Raw genomic sequence first — 16814 nt, 5'->3', positions numbered from 1 at the left:
TTAGCTTTCGTACGCTTTTCGCTTCGTTCAGTTTTCAAGGAACATCAAAGCGGGTGATGGGAATCGAACCCACGACATCAGCTTGGAAGGCTGAGGTTTTACCACTAAACTACACCCGCATTATGAGTAGTGAGATGGTCGGGAAGACAGGATTCGAACCTGCGACCCCATGGTCCCAAACCATGTGCTCTACCAAGCTGAGCTACTTCCCGTCCTCATTATAATATAAACATGGCGCGCCCGAGAGGATTCGAACCCCTAACCTTCTGATCCGTAGTCAGATGCTCTATCCAATTGAGCTACGGGCGCATTTTTAACGACCTTTTCAATATATCATGTTTCATTAATTAAAGTCAAGCTTTTTAGATGCGGCCGAGAGGACTTGAACCTCCACGGGGTTGCCCCCACTAGGCCCTCAACCTAGCGCGTCTGCCATTCCGCCACGACCGCATATCTTAAAAAACCGCCGACTGGTGCGGGTGGAGGGACTTGAACCCCCACGCCAAAGGCGCCAGATCCTAAGTCTGGTGCGTCTGCCAATTCCGCCACACCCGCATACATGGTGAGCCATGGAGGACTCGAACCTCCGACCCTCTGATTAAAAGTCAGATGCTCTACCTACTGAGCTAATGGCTCGTTTCAAAAAGGGTTTTCAAATAATATTTTTGACGTCCCGCTCTCAGTATGCTTAATCAAGTAGTAGCTCGAGCGGTACGCTGTTGCCTTTTCAAAGAAGCTAAATCGATCGTGCTCTACCTACTGAGCTAATGGCTCGTCACATTAATGGCTGGGCTAGCTGGATTCGAACCAGCGCATCACGGAGTCAAAGTCCGTTGCCTTACCGCTTGGCTATAGCCCATTAAACGATGATCACAACTGAATATTTTTTATTAAATGGCGGTCCCGACGGGGATCGAACCCGCGATCTCCTGCGTGACAGGCAGGCATGTTAACCACTACACCACGGGACCAAAAAGAGTGGAGGATGACGGGATCGAACCGCCGACCCCTTGCTTGTAAGGCAAGTGCTCTCCCAGCTGAGCTAATCCTCCGAAATAAAATGGAGTGGACAAAATGAGCACTCCAAAAGATGACCCGTACGGGATTCGAACCCGTGTTACCGCCGTGAAAGGGCGGTGTCTTAACCACTTGACCAACGGGCCATGTTTATTATTTTCGTGGCGGAGAAGGCGGGATTTGAACCCGCGCGCCGTAAAAGAACGACCTAACGGTTTAGCAAACCGTCCCCTTCAGCCACTTGGGTACTTCTCCAATGGCTCCGCAGGTAGGATTCGAACCTACGACCGCTCGGTTAACAGCCGAGTGCTCTACCACTGAGCTACTGCGGAATAACTCAATCATTAGGACTGTTTATATTATATTTACTCTTTTTTGATCTGTCAACTGTCTTTTTTTATTTTGTTTCTTCGTCGAATAACGACGGCTTTTATAATTTAGCATATAGAGATTTGGCTTGTCAACACTCTATTTTTATTTTTTTCAATTTCCCACGACAAAAGCCACATACATATCGATTTGTATGTATTGCTTTTCTTCGCACATACATGTAGCGGCATGATGTACATTCGTAATAATACGTTTTCCCTTTCTTCGGCAATACAATAGGTTTACAAAAGCGTGGCGCTTGCACTTTTTTCAATAGTTCCCGAAAGTCACGATCGCGATGACGATATCCTTTTCCTTCAAGATGCAAATGGTAATGGCATAATTCATGTTTGATGACTTGAACAAATTCTTCTTCCCCGTATTGTTCGTAATATTTCCGATTTAGTTCAATATGATGCGTAGAAAGAATGTATCGTCCACCGGTCGTTCTTAAACGATCGTTAAATATCGCTCGATGGCGAAATGGCTTATGAAATACATGTAACGATATGCGCTCAACAAGCGCTTGTAACTCGCGCTCATTCATTTTATTTCCGTCCTTTCACCATTGGGCTCTTTTGCTCATAACATAATAAAAAACAATTTGAAGGTGATCATCATGCCGATGTGGTTAAAAAATCAAATGCGACGTGCATATTATGAGAAAAACCGCGCTCAAATTAAACTTCTCAATCAATGTTGGTTTTTTTATCGGAAAACACACTGCTCATGACAGTGTGTTTTCCGATGTTGGTGGAATCATTGTTAAAGCGATGCGTTCTTTTTGCAAATCGACCGAATCGACCCATACTTTAACAATATCGCCTACTGATACGACATCAAGTGGATGTTTCACATATCGATTGCTTAATTTCGAAATATGAACAAGCCCATCCTGCTTCACACCAATATCTATGAATACGCCGAAATCAACAACGTTTCGTACCGTTCCCTCTAATTCCATACCTTTTTTCAAGTCTTCCATTTTTAACACATGTTTCTTTAAAATCGGTTTTGGCAAATCATCTCGAGGATCGCGCTCTGGACGCTTCAGCGCATCGATAATATCTTGAAGTGTCAGTATTCCGATATTCAGTTCTTGTGCTACTTCTTCGATGCTGATCGCTTCAAGCGCACTTCGCAACTGCTCGCTTCCAATCGCTTCTGTTGAAAAGCCAAGTCGATGCAACAATTGATGCACTTCTTCATATCGCTCGGGATGAATCGGCGTGCGATCTAACGGCTCATCTCCGTCTAAAATACGCAAAAAACCGATACATTGTTCATACGTTTTAGCCCCGAGGCGCGGTATACATTTTAATTGCATGCGATTAGTAAACTTCCCATGCTCTTCGCGATATTTGACTATATTTTCAGCCACAGTCTTCGTTAGACCAGATACATATTGCAATAACGTTGGGGAAGCGGTATTGACGTTTACACCCACTTGGTTCACGACTGTTTCAACAACAAACTGCAACGACTGTTCTAGCTTTTTTTGTGACACATCATGTTGATATTGGCCGACCCCAACAGACTTTGGATCAATTTTTACTAATTCGGCAAGTGGATCTTGCACGCGCCGGGCAATCGAGACAGCGCTTCTCTCTTCGACTTGCAAATGCGGAAACTCTTTGCGTGCTAAATCTGATGCAGAATATACACTCGCCCCCGCTTCATTGACAATCAAATAAAACACGTTTCCTTCCCACTCTGCAATTGTATCAGCGATAAACTGCTCCGTTTCTCGCGATGCCGTTCCGTTGCCGATGGCAATCAACTCCACTCGGTATGTATGAAGTAATTGCTTTAATTTTTCTTTTGATTTTTCCACCTCATTTTTCGGCGGATGTGGGTAAATGACATCAATATGAAGTACCTTTCCGGTTTCATCGACGACAGCTAACTTACATCCTGTACGATACGCTGGATCTACCCCTAAAACAACTTTCCCTTTTAATGGTGGTTGCAACAATAAATTGCGCAAGTTTTCAGCGAAAATGTGAATGGCCCGTTCTTCTGCGTGTTCTGTCAGCTCATTTCGCACATCTCGTTCAATAGATGGGGCAATTAAACGTTTATATGCATCTTCAATCGCTTCAGCTACAATGTCAACCGCCGATGATTGCTCATTTGTTATGACTTTTTTACGAATGTACTCAATCATTCGGCTTCCGTCTACGTCAATGACAATGCGTAAAATTCCTTCTTTTTCACCCCGATTCATCGCTAAAACACGATGAGCAGGTGCTTTGGCGATCGGTTCCTGATGATCGTAATACATTTCAAATACACGTTTTTCGTCTTTTTCTATCTCTTTTCCAACAGAAACAATTGTGCCTGTTTGCCACGTTTGCTGACGAATCCATTGACGAAGCGCAGCGTCATCCGACACTTTTTCAGCAATAATATCTTTTGCACCTTGAATCACTTCTTCGATCGTATGTACTTCTTTTTGTGAATCAATAAACAGTTGTGCGCGTTCTATAATGGGTTCGCTCGGGAAGGTCAACAACCATTTCGCAAAAGGTTCGAGCCCTTTTTCTTTGGCAATTGTTGCCTTTGTTCGGCGTTTTTGTTTATATGGACGATATAAATCTTCCACTTCTTGTAATTTCATTGCTCTCGTAATCGCTTCTTTCAGTTCGTCCGTTAATTTCCCTTGCTCATCGATTAAACGAATGACTTCTTCTTTTCGTTTCGCTAAGTTTTGTAAGTAATGCCATTCATCTAAAATCGTGCGAATTTGCACTTCATCGAGCGCGCCGGTCATTTCTTTTCGGTACCGTGCAATAAACGGAATCGTATTTCCTTCCTCATGAAGTTGAATGACATGCTGAACATGCACGAATGGAATGTTTAATCTCTCAGCTAGCTGTTTTAGTAGCTCCAAACAAAATTCCTCCCCTAAACAAAAATAGCTACACAACGTAGCTATTTTCCCAACATATTAAAAATCAATAAGACCAAGACTAATTTGCAACGCTTCATCTACTTTATCCATCATCTCTTCATCTAGATGGGTAATCTTATCTGTCAGACGTTGTTTATCAATCGTCCGAATTTGTTCAAGCAAAATGACAGAGTCCCGTTCAAATCCGTAGCGCTTTGCGTCGATTTCAACATGTGTAGGCAACTTCGCTTTTTGGATTTGCGCAGTAATGGCAGCAACAATGACGGTTGGACTGAAACGGTTCCCAATGTCATTTTGAATAACAAGCACAGGGCGCACGCCCCCTTGCTCTGATCCAACTACTGGAGAAAGATCGGCAAAATACACGTCACCACGTTTGACAATCAAAAGATTACCCCCCGCTAACTAAGCGTTCAACGGTGTGGTCAGCTTCATATTCCGCAAGAAAAGCTTCCGACGCAAGCGACAAATTAATTTTCGCCATCTCCATATACCCACGTCTCATCGCTTCTCGAATTTGACGTTTTTTCCGCTCACGAATGTACATCTTCATCGCTTGATAAATAAGTTCATTTCGGTTGCCATTTTCTTGCTTCACAATGCCATCTAATTCGCTCACTAACGCCTGCGGTAACCGAATAACAATTTCTGTTGTTGCGCTGGATTCAGACACAAACACACACCTCCACCTAAACTACAACCACATAGTCGCTCCCAATTTACATCATACCATTTCATCTTCATGATGCAAAGTCATTTCCAGCATCATTCGTCCATTTTTTGTAGAAATTTTTCGAAAACGATCGTTCTCGTTGCACCCATCTACTATAATACCGCATTTCTCACTTCAATTATACTCTTGTTTTTCAAAAAAATACGGGGGACACGATAACTAATTGTACAAGGAATTTCATAATTAATTGTATTTACATGCGCTGCAACATCATCAATGGAAATACGATCTCCTTGTTGTTCACCAATAAGCGTTACTTTTGTACCAATTGGAAGTTCGTAAGGTAAACGAATCATCATTTGATCCATACAAATCCTCCCAACAATCGGAGCTCGTTTTCCATCAACAAGGACAGAAAAGTGCTGCATGCGACGCAACCAACCGTCTGCATAGCCAATCGGAACCGTACCAATCCATTCATCCGCCTCTGCAGCATATGTCGCCCCGTAACTGATTTTTTCTCCTGCCTTCACCTTTTTTACGTGCGTTAAACGGCTATGGAGCGAGAACGCTTCTTTTAATGGATACGGCAAGAATGGTTTCATCTCTTGTGACGGTGTCAATCCATACATAGAAATACCGAAACGAACTGCATTAAATACACGATCAGGATAGCGTAATGCCGCTGCGCTATTGGCACAATGGATGAGCGGTGGCTTAATTGGCAACCACTCTAGCATGTGTAGAAACGTATCATATTGAAACGAAAAATAGTCTATATTTTGTTCATCTGCTGTCGCAAAATGTGTGTATACCCCTTCAAACACGAAACATGGATGCTGTTCGATGGTGTGTACCATTTGTTCCACTTCTTCTTTTGTTTTCGCTCCTAACCGTCCCATCCCCGTATCTAGCTTCATATGAACGTTCAACGGTTGTTCATATGGCGCATACATCACCGCTTGCTCTAACCAATCCACTCGAAAAATGGTTAAAGCAATATTTTGGCTAGCCGCTAATGGCGCATATGAAGGGTTTGTTGCCCCAAGTACGATAATCGGGACGGCTAAAGGGATCCCTTTTTTTCTTAGTGCGAGCGCTTCGTCTAAAAAGGCTACGGCTAAACGTGTTGCACCTGCTTCAAGCGCTGTTTTCGCTACTTGAATATCTCCATGTCCATAAGCGTTTGCTTTGACAACAGCAATGACATCGACTTGAGTGCCGACGTGTTGTTTCATTGATTGCACATTATAAAAAATTGCATCTAAATCAATTTCTGCCCATGTATCGCGATAAAATGCTCGATCCATCCTTCAAAGCCCCTTCAACAATATATTCAAGTTTGATTATTTCTTTTGTCCTTGCATCATGTCAACAAAAAAATAAAGACCCGCCACGCGAGTCTTACTTCATCACCTTGCCTTGCACCGAACGTGCAATCGCAACCATCTCATCTTCCGTTAAATCTTGTGAAGCAAGAATAAAATCAACACCTTTATACGTCCACGTCAATGTGCCGTTTGCCAGCGCTCCAACGGCAAATCCTAAATCAACAGGCTCACCCTTAACCGTTGTCGATACGTTTGCCGTCGGCACAGCATGGGCTTTTTCTTGTACAAGCGTAAACGATTTTTCCCCAGAAAATGTCATAACAATTCGTTTCCCGTTTGCTGTTGTAAATTCTTTTTCTTCGACAAGTTTCACACCGTCGAGTTCATATGTCGGATACATAACTGGCACTGCTTGTTGATTAGCTTCTTTTGTCACTTCTTGTTCATTTTCCAACTTCGCTCTCGTCATATTTTTACTTACATCAAAAGCGTTATCGTCAAACGCAGCATTCCATTCTACTTTTGAAAATTCCACAGTCAACATCGGTTGTGAGTCAATGTCCATGACGGTCACTTTCACTGGCGTTAAATCTTTTTTATTTAATGTGATCTCTTGCTTTGGTAGCATTTTCTTGTTTTCATAATTTGTTTTTGTCTGGAATACGTAATGGTTTTTTGTTGCTTTAAAATCTGCTTTCGAGTCGGCTAAAATGTCTTTTACGAGCGATTCATACAAATACACTTGACTTGCGTTTTGCGGCCAGTCGCTTTGAAAACGAAAACTTTTATTTAGTGCAGGCGTCAATACAAATACTCCTTCGTCGTTACGCAAAATCATTTGATGTTGATCACGCTGGGCATTTTTCAAGTTCACACGATAGTAATTTGGGGACTTATGCCAAATTTCGATTTCATACACTTGTGGCTCCGTCCCTGTCTGAAGCGTCATTTTTGCTTCGGCTTTGTACCCAGACATCGTTTGTACTTTCTCATCGAGCGCTTTTAACACATCTTGTTGCGACTTTTCTCCGCAAGCGGCCAGACTGCCTACAACGAAAAGAAGTAGGCACCAAAAAAGCCATGTTCGTCTCATTTTTTCAACCCCTTTACCTCATTTGGACTTCCTTCATAAGCCATCATATGAGGTCAAACGGGAGAATATGCAGACTAGCTTGACAAGCGTTCAATAATTACTTGGGCCACCGCATAATGTTCGCTATGTGAAATGGAAACATGTACACGTTCATCTGGAGAAGAAGAAACAATATACGGTTTGCCATTTTCGTCATTTTTTATTTCAATATCATGAAAAGAAACATGGGCACCAATCCCCGTCCCTAACGCTTTCGCGTACGCCTCTTTTGCGGCAAATCGACCCGCAACAAACTCAATTTGTCGTTTTGGAGAGCGCTCATAAAGGAGAGCGCACTCATTGTCTGTTAAAATACGTTCAATGAATTTCGGCTGTCGGTTTATTAGCTCTGCAATGCGATTTAATTCGACAATATCAATGCCAATACCGATAATCATCCATATCCCTCCAATAAAGAAAAAGAAGCTATCCGTTCAGACAGCTTCTATCGCTTTGTGCGCGTTTTCGATCCACGACCGCGCGTCTCGTTCCGACGTTGGCGCGTTTGTACTTGCCGCTTCTTCTCTTTTTTCATAATTGGCGGTTCTTCTGTCAACTGCACCGGCGTCATATCCGGTTCTTTTGTTAACATTTTAATACACGCGGCAACAAGCGAAACAGAGTCGTGTTCTTCCAACAATTCTTCTGCGGCGCGTTTATAAAACGATAAATTGTTGTTTTGAATCGTCTCAAGCAATTTTTCAATTGCTGCTCGTTGTTGACCTTCAAGCGCCTCATCTAACGTTGGTGGTTTCATACGTTCCATTTTTCGTTTCGTCGTTTTTTCAATGTGGTGCAACTGTCCGATTTCACGTGGAGTAACAAGCGTAATCGCCATTCCTGTCTTACCAGCACGCCCTGTCCGACCGATGCGGTGAACATAACTTTCTGGGTCTTGTGGAATATCGAAATTGTACACGTGTGTGACACCAGAAATATCTAAACCGCGTGCAGCTACGTCTGTCGCCACTAAAATATCAATAGAACCTTCCTTAAACTTACGCAATACAGATAAACGCTTTGCTTGGCTTAAATCACCATGAATCCCCTCTGCCGTATAGCCACGCAAATTGAGCGCTTCTGCTAGCTCATCGACACGACGTTTCGTTCTTCCAAAAACAATCGCTAATTCAGGAGATTGAATATCTAATAAGCGCGTTAACGTATCAAACTTTTTCTTTTCTTGAATTTCAATGTAATATTGTTCAATGTTCGGAACGGTCATTTCTTTCGCCTTTACGCGAACGAGTTCTGGATTGTTCATAAATCGTTCAGCGATACGGCGAATCGGTTCAGGCATCGTTGCTGAGAAAAGAAGTGTTTGACGCTCTGTTGGCACATGGCTTAAAATTGCCTCAATGTCTTCAACAAAGCCCATGTTCAACATTTCATCCGCCTCATCTAATACGACCGTATGAACATTTTGTAGGCGGAGCGTGCGACGTTGAATGTGATCAAGCACGCGTCCCGGTGTACCGACAATAATGTGTGGATGTTTTTTTAATGCACGAATTTGACGTTCAATATCTTGTCCGCCATAGATTGGCAAAACACGTACACGCTTCGTTGAACCAATTTTATATAACTCTTCAGATACTTGAATGGCTAGTTCTCGCGTCGGCGCAACAACGATCGCTTGCACCGCATCGTTGTTCATATCGATTTTTTCAATAAGCGGGATACCGAACGCTGCCGTTTTTCCTGTTCCTGTTTGCGCTTGACCAATGACATCGCGATTTTGCAAACTAAGCGGAATCGTTGCCGCTTGAATTGGTGTTGCCTCTTCGAATCCCATTTTACTAACTGCTTTCATCAACTCTGGACTCAATCCAAATTCTTTAAATTTAACCAATGTTTTCATACTCCTTCTTCAAATAACTTACGAAAAAAGGCATTCCCGTATAGACGGAAGTGCCTTGTTGAAATTCATTCCGTAAACAGCTCTCGTTCATCATACCATTTTATGCATATGTTTTCAACAAATTGAACGCTTCTTTTTATTTATTTAACAAAGAAATGATTTCCTCTAGTCTCATCCCCCGAGATGCCTTTAGTAAAATGATGTCGCCTGCTTCTGCGATTTTTTGTAAATCTGTTGCTAACTCCACCTTATCGTGATAAGAACGAACATGCCCTTTGCTAAATCGCTTGCTCGCTTGCTCAGCAATTGCCTTTGCACGCTCACCGTATGTCAATACATAATCTATTTTTTGCGGATCGATCATCTCGCCAATTTGTTCATGAAAAGTAATTTCTTGTTCACCTAATTCAAGCATGTCGCCAACAATGGCTATTTTTTTACGATATCCAGTCAATTGTCCAAGCAATTCAAGCGCAGCGCGCATCGATGTCGGACTGGCGTTATATGCATCGTTAATAATTGTTACCCCGTCAGGACGCTTTATGACTTCTGTACGCATTTTTGTTACAGATAAACGTAAAAAACCTTCTTTCATATGAGCCACATCAACAGAAGCGAAACGTGCAACCGCAATAGCAGCAAGAGCATTCATCACATGGTGCCGACCGAGAAGCGGCATATGAAACGTTTCGTCTGACCAACGATTTACCGTAAACGCTGTTCCATCCGCTTGAACACGAATGTCTAGCGGATAATAATCGTTTGTTGGTTCCATCCCAAACGTTTGAATATGTGAAAGGGAAGATCGTTGCACGCGCGCTTGCAACAGTGGTTCGTCTCCGTGATAAATAAACAATCCATCACGTTGTAATCCTTTCACGATTTCAAACTTCGCTGTTGCAATCCCTTCGCGTGAACCGAGCTCTTGTAAATGCGATTCACCAATATTTGTAATGATCGCAACATCTGGTTCGGCAAGGGTAGAGAGCAACTCAATTTCTCCAAAACCGCTCATCCCCATTTCAACGACCGCATACTCTGTTTCTTCTTTTAAACGAAGCAATGTCAGAGGTACACCAATATGGTTGTTTAAGTTACCTTCTGTCTTTTGCACACGATACACTGTCCCAAGCAGTGATGCAATCATATCTTTCGTTGTCGTTTTTCCGTTGCTTCCAGTCACCCCGATGATACGTGTACGAAGTTGTTTTCGATACGCATGAGCCAGCTGTTGTAGTGCAACGAGTGAATCTTCAACAAAAATGAGCGGCACATCTGTCGGGGCGTTCGGCTCATGTTTGCTCCATAGCGCAGCGACTGCTCCTTTGTCAAACGCCTCCTTCACAAACTGATGGCCGTTGAACGTGGCTCCTTTTAGCGGAACATATAAATTTCCTCGCTCAATTGTGCGCGTATCTGTTGACACACCATGAATCATAACAGAAGCATATCGCTCATCAATCATACTTCCCGGAATCATCATTTGAACATCAGCTAGTGAACGTGTAAGCATATGATCACCTTAAAATACGTACGTAATGTTTTGTTTTTCTTCATATCGTTCGATCGCCAGTTGAATGAGACGTTCAATTAACTCTTCATACGATACACCTGTATGCTTCCATAGAAGCGGGAACATGCTAAATGGGGTAAAGCCAGGCATCGTATTGACTTCGTTAATATACGCCTCTCCATTTGCTGTCAAGAAAAAGTCAGCACGGACTAATCCAACTAAATCGAGCACCTTAAAAGCGGTAAGTGCCATTTGTTTTATCGTTTCATATTCTTGATCCGTAATGTTTGCTGGGATGACTAACTCTGTATTTCCATCAACATATTTTGCTTCGTAATCATAAAATTCTTTTTTCGGCACAATTTCCCCAACAACCGAACAAATCGGCTCGTCGTTTCCGATCACGCCAATTTCCACTTCCCGACCAATAATCGCTTCCTCCACGATGACTTTTCGATCGTAACGAAACGCCTCTTGAAAAGCTATTTGCAATTGTTCACGGTTTTTACATTTACTTATTCCTACACTTGAACCTGCGTTAGCTGGCTTCACAAAACATGGATAACCAAGCTCACGTTCTACCGTTTCATATACGATTTCTTTATGCTTTTCCCACTCTTTTTTTAAGAAAAAAACATAACGCGCTTGTTTTAGCCCCGCTTGCGCAAACAATTGTTTCATCACAACTTTATCCATACCAACGGCCGATGCTAGCACACCGTTTCCGACATATGGTACGTTTAATAATTCTAACATTCCTTGTACCGTTCCGTCTTCTCCATTCGGTCCGTGTAAAAGAGGGAAAATAACATCAATGCCGTTTGCAATAGACGCGAGCGCTGGTAAACCTTGTTGAAAAGCGAGCTGGTTGACATCTTTCACTTCCCCTTCAATCGCCTCCCCACGCAACCATTCCCCATCTGTCGTAATGTAAATCGGAACAACTGTAAACTTTTCTTTATTTACCGCATTAATGACAGAGCGTGCCGTTTGTAACGATACTTTATGTTCAGGCGATTTGCCGCCGTATAATACGCCTAATGTGATTTTCATGTTCGTTCCTCCTCAACTGTTCATTCACTTCATTTATTGTAGCACAACTACTTTTTTATTTATATGGCGAAACGAGCCTAGATGGTGACAATGCATATCATTTCCCAACTTGGAAACGATAAAAAATACAAAGAGATAAAAGGTGTGTGCTTATGAATACAGTACAAATGTTATTCATCTTAATGTTATCAATTGGACTGATGAATCACGTTATCATCATTCCTGTGTTGCTTGAAATTGCCGGACGTGATGCATGGATTTCAACCATCATCGGACTTATATTGCTCGTCATATTTCTCCCTGTTATTTATTTCCCTATAAAACAATCGCAACAAACACATATCTTTCAATGGCTAAAAGAAAATATAGGGGCACCAATTGCTTATTTTATCGCTTCTGTCACATGTATATATTTACTCATCATTAGCATTGTGACATTAAAAGATACGACAACGTTTACAACGACATCGTATTTAACAGGAACACCGAACTGGGCAATTGTCATGGCACTTTGTATTATTTGTTTTTATAACGCTTCGATCGGTTTACCATCAATCGCTAAAACGTCGGGTGTTATTTTACCTTTCGTTGTGCTGTTCGGTATATTCGTCGCTTTAGCTACAATCCCACATAAAAATTATGAGCTGTTAAAGCCGATGCTTGAGAACGGATGGGAACCGGTGTGGAAAGGAGTGATGTATGTCGCTGCTGGCTATGGAGAAATTGTTCTTTTACTATTTATGCAACAACAAATGAAAACGAACATTTCTTTTATGAAACTCGTTTTGTTTGGAGTTGTAGCTGCCAGCTTATCACTTGGACCGACAATCGGGGCGATCACGGAATTTGGACCGGCAGAAGCGAGCCATTTACGTTATCCGGCTTTTGAACAATGGCGAATGGTGAACTTAGGAACGTATTTAGAGCATTTTGATTTTTTATCGGTCTATCAATGGCTATCGGGGGCGTTTATTCGTATTTCACTTGCGACAGCGCTCATTCCCGAGCTATTTGATATTACAAATAAAACATCACGACGATGGATTTTACTATTCGTATACACCGTTATTTTCTTTGCGGCGATGACGCCGATGAGCGATGATACGTTTTTTCATACGTTAAAAAAATGGCTGTTACCGATTTCGTTTTTCTTCATTTGTTTTCTTGCGACGTTATTGTTCGTCCTAGCATTAGCAATACGTATAAAAGAAAGGAGAGCATCCGCATGACCGCCGAAATCATCGTCGATGAACGAACGTTAAAAGAACATTTTGCACAATGTAAAGACGTCGTATTAATGCCCGCCACGATTTATTCAGAGGAACGAAAGCCGCTATCGCTTATTTTCATTTATTGTGAAGAATTATGTGACACAAAGTTACTGAAACAATTTGTTTTCCCAACCATTACGCGTATGGGACAACAATATCCGCTATATTCAGTCACAGACATTGAAAAATATAAACAAATGCCGCTTCATTTAATCGGCAAATCTGTTTCTGCCCAACAGCTCGATTTTATCGTTTTTAACGGAGATTTAGTCATTTATTTCGTGGAAGCGGGTGCAATGTATTCTATTTCTCTTGCCAATCCACCAAACCGAAACCCAGAAGAACCAAATACAGAAGTGTCGATTCGTGGACCGAAGGACGGTTTTATTGAAGAAGTGGCGAAAAACGTGGCGCTCGTACGAAAACGGTTAAAAACGAGCAGCTTACACGTTGAACAAGTATTAATCGGGAAACGAAGCCGAACGAAAGTCGATATTTTATATATTCAAGATATTATTAATCAAGAAACAGTAGTCGAATTAAAGCGACGCTTAAGTACCATTAACATTGACGCCTTAACCGGAACAAACCAATTAGAGGAATTGTTAAGCGAAAAATATGTTTCTTTATTTCCTGTTTTCGCTTACTCTGGTCGTCCTGATTTTGTTGTCAATGCGCTATTGAACGGACGATTTGCTGTCTTTATCGACGGATCACCGACCGCATTAATCGGCCCGACCAATTTAACATTTTTGTTAAATACATCGGAAGACAATAGCACATCATTTGTGTTCGTTACGTTTCAGCGAATCATTCGGCTCATTGGCGTCAGCGTCGCCGTTTTTTTACCGGGCCTTTGGGTCGCAATTATTACGTATCACCAAGACCAACTACCGTTTACGTTGTTGGCAACGATCGTTCTTTCACGACAAGGCGTACCGCTCCCTGCTCCACTCGAAGCATTTATTATGATTAGCTTATTTGAAATTTTTAAAGAAGCAGGGATGCGGCTCCCGATTGCGATTGGACAAACGTTATCGGTCGTTGGCGGATTAATTATTGGGCAAGCAGCAATAAACGCAGGGCTTGCCGCACCCGGTACTCTCGTCGTCATTGCAACATCTGTCATCGCCACATTTACACTTGTTAATCAATCGCTTGCTGGGACAGTGTCCATGTTACGTTTTATCGTCCTTGCCGCTTCAGCGATGCTTGGACTTTTCGGTTTTATTACATCCATGTTCTTTCTTCTCGTTTATACGGCAAATTTAACATCGTTTGGCGTTCCGTATTTAGCACCGCTTTCCCCAACGACAGGAGATATATGGAAAGTAGTGATTACGAGCGGATGGAAAAAATTTAAAATGCGTCCAAAAATGTTAAAGACGAATGATAATACACCAGGTGACGAAGCATGACAAGGCTAATCATTTGTTGTTTTTGTTTATTTTTAGCGGGGTGTTGGGGGATGAAAGAAATTGATCATCTTGCGTATATTCATGCGATCGGTGTGGACTATAAAGACGGGCAGGTCGTCGCTTATGCTCAACTTATTAGTTTTACAGGACTTGCGAAAGTCGAAGCGGGCGGTGGAAGACAAAAATCAACGGTTACGATCGGAAAAGCAACAGGAGAGACGTTTAACGTGGCAACCGATCGGTTGTATCAAGCGATTCAACAAGGTGTATCATGGGGACATGTCAAAGGAATCGTCTTTACAGAACGGGCGCTCAAAAAAGGACTTGTCCGCGATGTGATCGATGTGCTTGATCGTTACAATGAAATTCGTCATACGATTTGGGCATTCGCCACGAAACAACCGATCGAACTCATTTTTGAAACAACACCGTTTTTAGACTATTCACCATATTTTTCGTTGCTCGCTAATCCGACAGATATTTACGAACAAAGTTCATTTATTCAACCAAAACGGCTCAATCAACTCGTTGCCGCTTCAAACGAAAAAGCGGCTCTTTTCCCTCTCCCTTCCCTTACAGTTGAGGAGAAAAGTTGGACGGAAAATAAAAAAAAGAAACCGATGTTAAAAATGAACGGTGTCTGTTTTTTACATCGCTACAACAAACAAGCATGTGTCCCACGCCATAAACTCGATGGTTTACGATGGGTGACAAAAGGCACGGGGCGAACACCGATTTACATTCAGCCAAATGGTAAAATGATCGGTACGCTCGTTGTACGTGAACCAAAGGCAAGCATATCGTACAAAATAAAAAATGGTCGCCCTTTGTTTACCGTTCATGTGCAAGCTACGGGAAGCATTATTGAACTGCGCGAGCACATGTCTGAGAAACAAATTATTGAATACGCCTCAAAAACGGTCGAAAAAGAGATAAAAAGCTTATTCGAGCTCGGTGTAAAAAAACAGATTGATACTTTGCAACTATCGAACGCCTTGTATCGTCAAAATGTGAAGATCTGGAAGAAATATACAACAAACGGATTAGTTCCACTGACAAAGGATACGCTAGGGCAAATCAACGTGAAGTTAAGCATTGACACATACGGAAAATCGAAGAAATAAAAGCGATGAGCCAGCCTCATCGCTTTTTTATCGCATATATATTCGCTTCGATCCACTCGCTAAGCACATCTTGTGCCGTTTTTTCACGTTCGAGTGAATAGCGCTCGATACGCTTTTCTAATTCGTTCATTTCCTCCTCATTCATTAATACACGCATCAATTGTTGGTCATACGGTTCATTGTCATGAAGAAGATAAATAAGTCCTTTTTTTCTTAAATAGTGCAAATTCATTTGTTCTTGACCAGGCAAATATGAAAGTGTGAAAGCAGGTAGCTTTTTCGCTAGCACTTCGCTCATCGTGACACCACCTGGTTTTGTCACAACTGCATCGACTTCATCGTACAATTCATTCATTTTCGCTGGGTCGGAAATGTACCGATATGGACGAATGCGCGGATTGTTCCAACTTTTTAATTCATGATATAACGCTTCATTTTTGCCACATAGTACGTCATACGTCAGTTGTGTATGGGTAGCATTCATTAAAAACTGTTTCATTTTCCCTAACCCTTGGTTGCCACCTGCTACTAAAATCCGTTTACTTGTTCGCCGTTTCATCTTTTCCGCAGGTACGATACGTTCATGAATAGGAATACCTGTGACAATAACGCGATGATGTTCGATGCGAAATGTGGTGCATATGGACTTTTTTGCTTCTTTATGGGGAACGAAGTGATAATCAATCGCTGTTTTTCCCCAAATACCACTTAAAAAGAAATCAGTATATACGTTCACAACAGGAATGGTTATGATTCTTTTTTGTTTCAACCTTTGCAAAACGTGAGAAGGAAATGAATGCGTGCACACAACGAGATCGGGCTTTTTTTCTTGAAGGAGACGTTTCATCTTTTTTTCAAAATAAAGTAACCATGGCTCCATCGTCGGTTGTTCAAACTTTTTCATCCATCGTCGATACATCCATTCATACGAATGTGGTGATAGTGAAATCCAGCGGAGGTAAAAATCAGCTACTCTCTTTTCCATTTGTTCATTGCAATAACTAAGAAAATCAAGTTTTTCGCAAGAGACGTTGGGAAAACGATGGTATAATGAATAGATGAGTGCATCGGCCACTTGATGATGACCAGATGGCATTTGAAACAAAGGTAGTACGAGAATGTTCATCATTATGCGAAC

15 protein-coding genes and 12 tRNA genes are annotated in these 16814 nt (G+C 41.9%); 4 read left to right on the top strand and 23 right to left on the bottom strand.

Annotated features, from left to right (window positions below):
* Positions 1-48: 48 nt before the first annotated feature.
* The 13 genes from ASC42_RS12235 to ASC42_RS12175 form a co-directional block, all read right to left on the bottom strand.
* A tRNA-Gly gene (locus ASC42_RS12235) sits at positions 49-119 on the bottom strand.
* Positions 120-135: 16 nt separating this feature from the next.
* A tRNA-Pro gene (locus tag ASC42_RS12230) sits at positions 136-212 on the bottom strand.
* A gap of 20 nt (positions 213-232) precedes the next feature.
* Positions 233-309, bottom strand: a tRNA-Arg gene (locus tag ASC42_RS12225).
* A gap of 58 nt (positions 310-367) precedes the next feature.
* Positions 368-450: transfer RNA gene (locus tag ASC42_RS12220), tRNA-Leu, on the bottom strand.
* A 21-nt stretch (positions 451-471) separates the two neighbouring features.
* Positions 472-555: transfer RNA gene (locus tag ASC42_RS12215), tRNA-Leu, on the bottom strand.
* A gap of 5 nt (positions 556-560) precedes the next feature.
* Positions 561-636: transfer RNA gene (locus ASC42_RS12210), tRNA-Lys, on the bottom strand.
* Between the two features lie 148 nt (positions 637-784).
* Positions 785-859: transfer RNA gene (locus ASC42_RS12205), tRNA-Gln, on the bottom strand.
* A 36-nt stretch (positions 860-895) separates the two neighbouring features.
* Positions 896-971, bottom strand: a tRNA-Asp gene (locus tag ASC42_RS12200).
* 8 nt (positions 972-979) lie between these two features.
* Positions 980-1052: transfer RNA gene (locus tag ASC42_RS12195), tRNA-Val, on the bottom strand.
* A 39-nt stretch (positions 1053-1091) separates the two neighbouring features.
* Positions 1092-1163: transfer RNA gene (locus ASC42_RS12190), tRNA-Glu, on the bottom strand.
* Between the two features lie 16 nt (positions 1164-1179).
* Positions 1180-1272, bottom strand: a tRNA-Ser gene (locus tag ASC42_RS12185).
* A gap of 2 nt (positions 1273-1274) precedes the next feature.
* Positions 1275-1349 (bottom strand) — tRNA-Asn (locus ASC42_RS12180).
* A 128-nt stretch (positions 1350-1477) separates the two neighbouring features.
* Complete coding sequence (locus ASC42_RS12175; protein ID WP_055441977.1) at positions 1478-1933, bottom strand: SprT family protein; 456 nt, start codon at positions 1931-1933, stop codon at positions 1478-1480.
* A 72-nt stretch (positions 1934-2005) separates the two neighbouring features.
* Here ASC42_RS12175 and cmpA point away from each other — a divergent pair, with 72 nt between their 5' ends.
* On the top strand, positions 2006-2119 hold the full coding sequence (gene cmpA / locus ASC42_RS13815) for a cortex morphogenetic protein CmpA (protein ID WP_012573928.1): 114 nt from the start codon (positions 2006-2008) through the stop codon (positions 2117-2119).
* On the opposite strand, the gene ASC42_RS12170 is transcribed toward cmpA, so the two are convergent.
* The 9 genes from ASC42_RS12170 to ASC42_RS12130 all read right to left on the bottom strand — a co-directional run bounded on the left by ASC42_RS12170 (position 2114) and on the right by ASC42_RS12130 (position 11863).
* A complete protein-coding gene (locus ASC42_RS12170) occupies positions 2114-4279 on the bottom strand; it encodes a Tex family protein (RefSeq protein ID WP_240468863.1) in 2166 nt (721 codons plus the stop codon). The two genes, cmpA and ASC42_RS12170, sit on opposite strands and share 6 nt — an antisense overlap.
* A 57-nt stretch (positions 4280-4336) precedes the next feature.
* Positions 4337-4687, bottom strand: coding sequence for a type II toxin-antitoxin system endoribonuclease NdoA (gene ndoA, locus ASC42_RS12165; RefSeq protein WP_010195163.1), 351 nt, complete (start codon positions 4685-4687; stop codon positions 4337-4339).
* A gap of 4 nt (positions 4688-4691) precedes the next feature.
* Positions 4692-4973, bottom strand: coding sequence for a CopG family ribbon-helix-helix protein (locus ASC42_RS12160; RefSeq protein WP_055441975.1), 282 nt, complete (start codon positions 4971-4973; stop codon positions 4692-4694).
* A 152-nt stretch (positions 4974-5125) separates the two neighbouring features.
* A complete protein-coding gene (alr, locus tag ASC42_RS12155) occupies positions 5126-6283 on the bottom strand; it encodes an alanine racemase (RefSeq protein WP_055441974.1) in 1158 nt (385 codons plus the stop codon).
* Positions 6284-6377: 94 nt separating this feature from the next.
* On the bottom strand, positions 6378-7397 hold the full coding sequence (locus ASC42_RS12150; RefSeq protein WP_055441973.1) for a LolA family protein: 1020 nt from the start codon (positions 7395-7397) through the stop codon (positions 6378-6380).
* Between the two features lie 74 nt (positions 7398-7471).
* Positions 7472-7834: a holo-ACP synthase gene (gene acpS / locus ASC42_RS12145; RefSeq protein ID WP_055441972.1), complete on the bottom strand. Its 363-nt coding sequence runs from the start codon at positions 7832-7834 to the stop codon at positions 7472-7474.
* Positions 7835-7881: 47 nt separating this feature from the next.
* Complete coding sequence (cshA, locus tag ASC42_RS12140) at positions 7882-9297, bottom strand: degradosome RNA helicase CshA (protein WP_055441971.1); 1416 nt, start codon at positions 9295-9297, stop codon at positions 7882-7884.
* 136 nt (positions 9298-9433) lie between these two features.
* On the bottom strand, positions 9434-10810 hold the full coding sequence (locus ASC42_RS12135) for a UDP-N-acetylmuramoyl-tripeptide--D-alanyl-D-alanine ligase (protein ID WP_055441970.1): 1377 nt from the start codon (positions 10808-10810) through the stop codon (positions 9434-9436).
* Between the two features lie 9 nt (positions 10811-10819).
* Positions 10820-11863, bottom strand: a complete 1044-nt coding sequence (locus ASC42_RS12130; protein WP_055441969.1) for a D-alanine--D-alanine ligase — start codon at positions 11861-11863, stop codon at positions 10820-10822.
* Between the two features lie 152 nt (positions 11864-12015).
* On the opposite strand from ASC42_RS12130, the gene ASC42_RS12125 reads away from it, so the two are divergent.
* From ASC42_RS12125 to ASC42_RS12115, 3 genes are read left to right on the top strand one after another with little or no spacing between them, the layout of a single operon-like run.
* Positions 12016-13092, top strand: a complete 1077-nt coding sequence (locus tag ASC42_RS12125; protein ID WP_055441968.1) for a GerAB/ArcD/ProY family transporter — start codon at positions 12016-12018, stop codon at positions 13090-13092.
* Positions 13089-14552, top strand: coding sequence for a spore germination protein (locus ASC42_RS12120; RefSeq protein ID WP_055441967.1), 1464 nt, complete (start codon positions 13089-13091; stop codon positions 14550-14552). Before ASC42_RS12125 ends, ASC42_RS12120 begins: the two co-directional genes overlap by 4 nt.
* Complete coding sequence (locus tag ASC42_RS12115; RefSeq protein ID WP_055441966.1) at positions 14549-15676, top strand: Ger(x)C family spore germination protein; 1128 nt, start codon at positions 14549-14551, stop codon at positions 15674-15676. The genes ASC42_RS12120 and ASC42_RS12115 overlap by 4 nt, the downstream gene beginning before the upstream one ends.
* Positions 15677-15692: 16 nt before the next feature.
* Here ASC42_RS12115 and ASC42_RS12110 read toward each other — a convergent pair whose 3' ends face one another.
* The gene (locus tag ASC42_RS12110; RefSeq protein ID WP_055441965.1) at positions 15693-16805 is read right to left on the bottom strand and encodes an MGDG synthase family glycosyltransferase; all 1113 of its coding nucleotides are present in this window, start codon (positions 16803-16805) and stop codon (positions 15693-15695) included.
* Positions 16806-16814 lie beyond the last annotated feature (9 nt).

The organism is Anoxybacillus suryakundensis, from assembly GCF_001418025.1.
GTDB lineage: Bacteria > Bacillota > Bacilli > Bacillales > Anoxybacillaceae > Anoxybacillus > Anoxybacillus tengchongensis.
This window is presented reverse-complemented; position numbering and strand designations above follow the sequence as displayed.

Coding starts and splice junctions, on each gene's coding strand:
- ASC42_RS12150 (WP_055441973.1), bottom strand. CDS start 7,397: ATGAGACGAACATGGCTTTTTTGGTGCCTACTTCTTTTCGTTGTAGGC.
- acpS (WP_055441972.1), bottom strand. CDS start 7,834: ATGATTATCGGTATTGGCATTGATATTGTCGAATTAAATCGCATTGCA.
- cmpA (WP_012573928.1), top strand. CDS start 2,006: ATGCCGATGTGGTTAAAAAATCAAATGCGACGTGCATATTATGAGAAA.
- alr (WP_055441974.1), bottom strand. CDS start 6,283: ATGGATCGAGCATTTTATCGCGATACATGGGCAGAAATTGATTTAGAT.
- ASC42_RS12110 (WP_055441965.1), bottom strand. CDS start 16,805: ATGATGAACATTCTCGTACTACCTTTGTTTCAAATGCCATCTGGTCAT.
- cshA (WP_055441971.1), bottom strand. CDS start 9,297: ATGAAAACATTGGTTAAATTTAAAGAATTTGGATTGAGTCCAGAGTTG.
- ASC42_RS12135 (WP_055441970.1), bottom strand. CDS start 10,810: ATGCTTACACGTTCACTAGCTGATGTTCAAATGATGATTCCGGGAAGT.
- ASC42_RS12125 (WP_055441968.1), top strand. CDS start 12,016: ATGAATACAGTACAAATGTTATTCATCTTAATGTTATCAATTGGACTG.
- ASC42_RS12175 (WP_055441977.1), bottom strand. CDS start 1,933: ATGAATGAGCGCGAGTTACAAGCGCTTGTTGAGCGCATATCGTTACAT.
- ASC42_RS12120 (WP_055441967.1), top strand. CDS start 13,089: ATGACCGCCGAAATCATCGTCGATGAACGAACGTTAAAAGAACATTTT.
- ASC42_RS12130 (WP_055441969.1), bottom strand. CDS start 11,863: ATGAAAATCACATTAGGCGTATTATACGGCGGCAAATCGCCTGAACAT.
- ASC42_RS12115 (WP_055441966.1), top strand. CDS start 14,549: ATGACAAGGCTAATCATTTGTTGTTTTTGTTTATTTTTAGCGGGGTGT.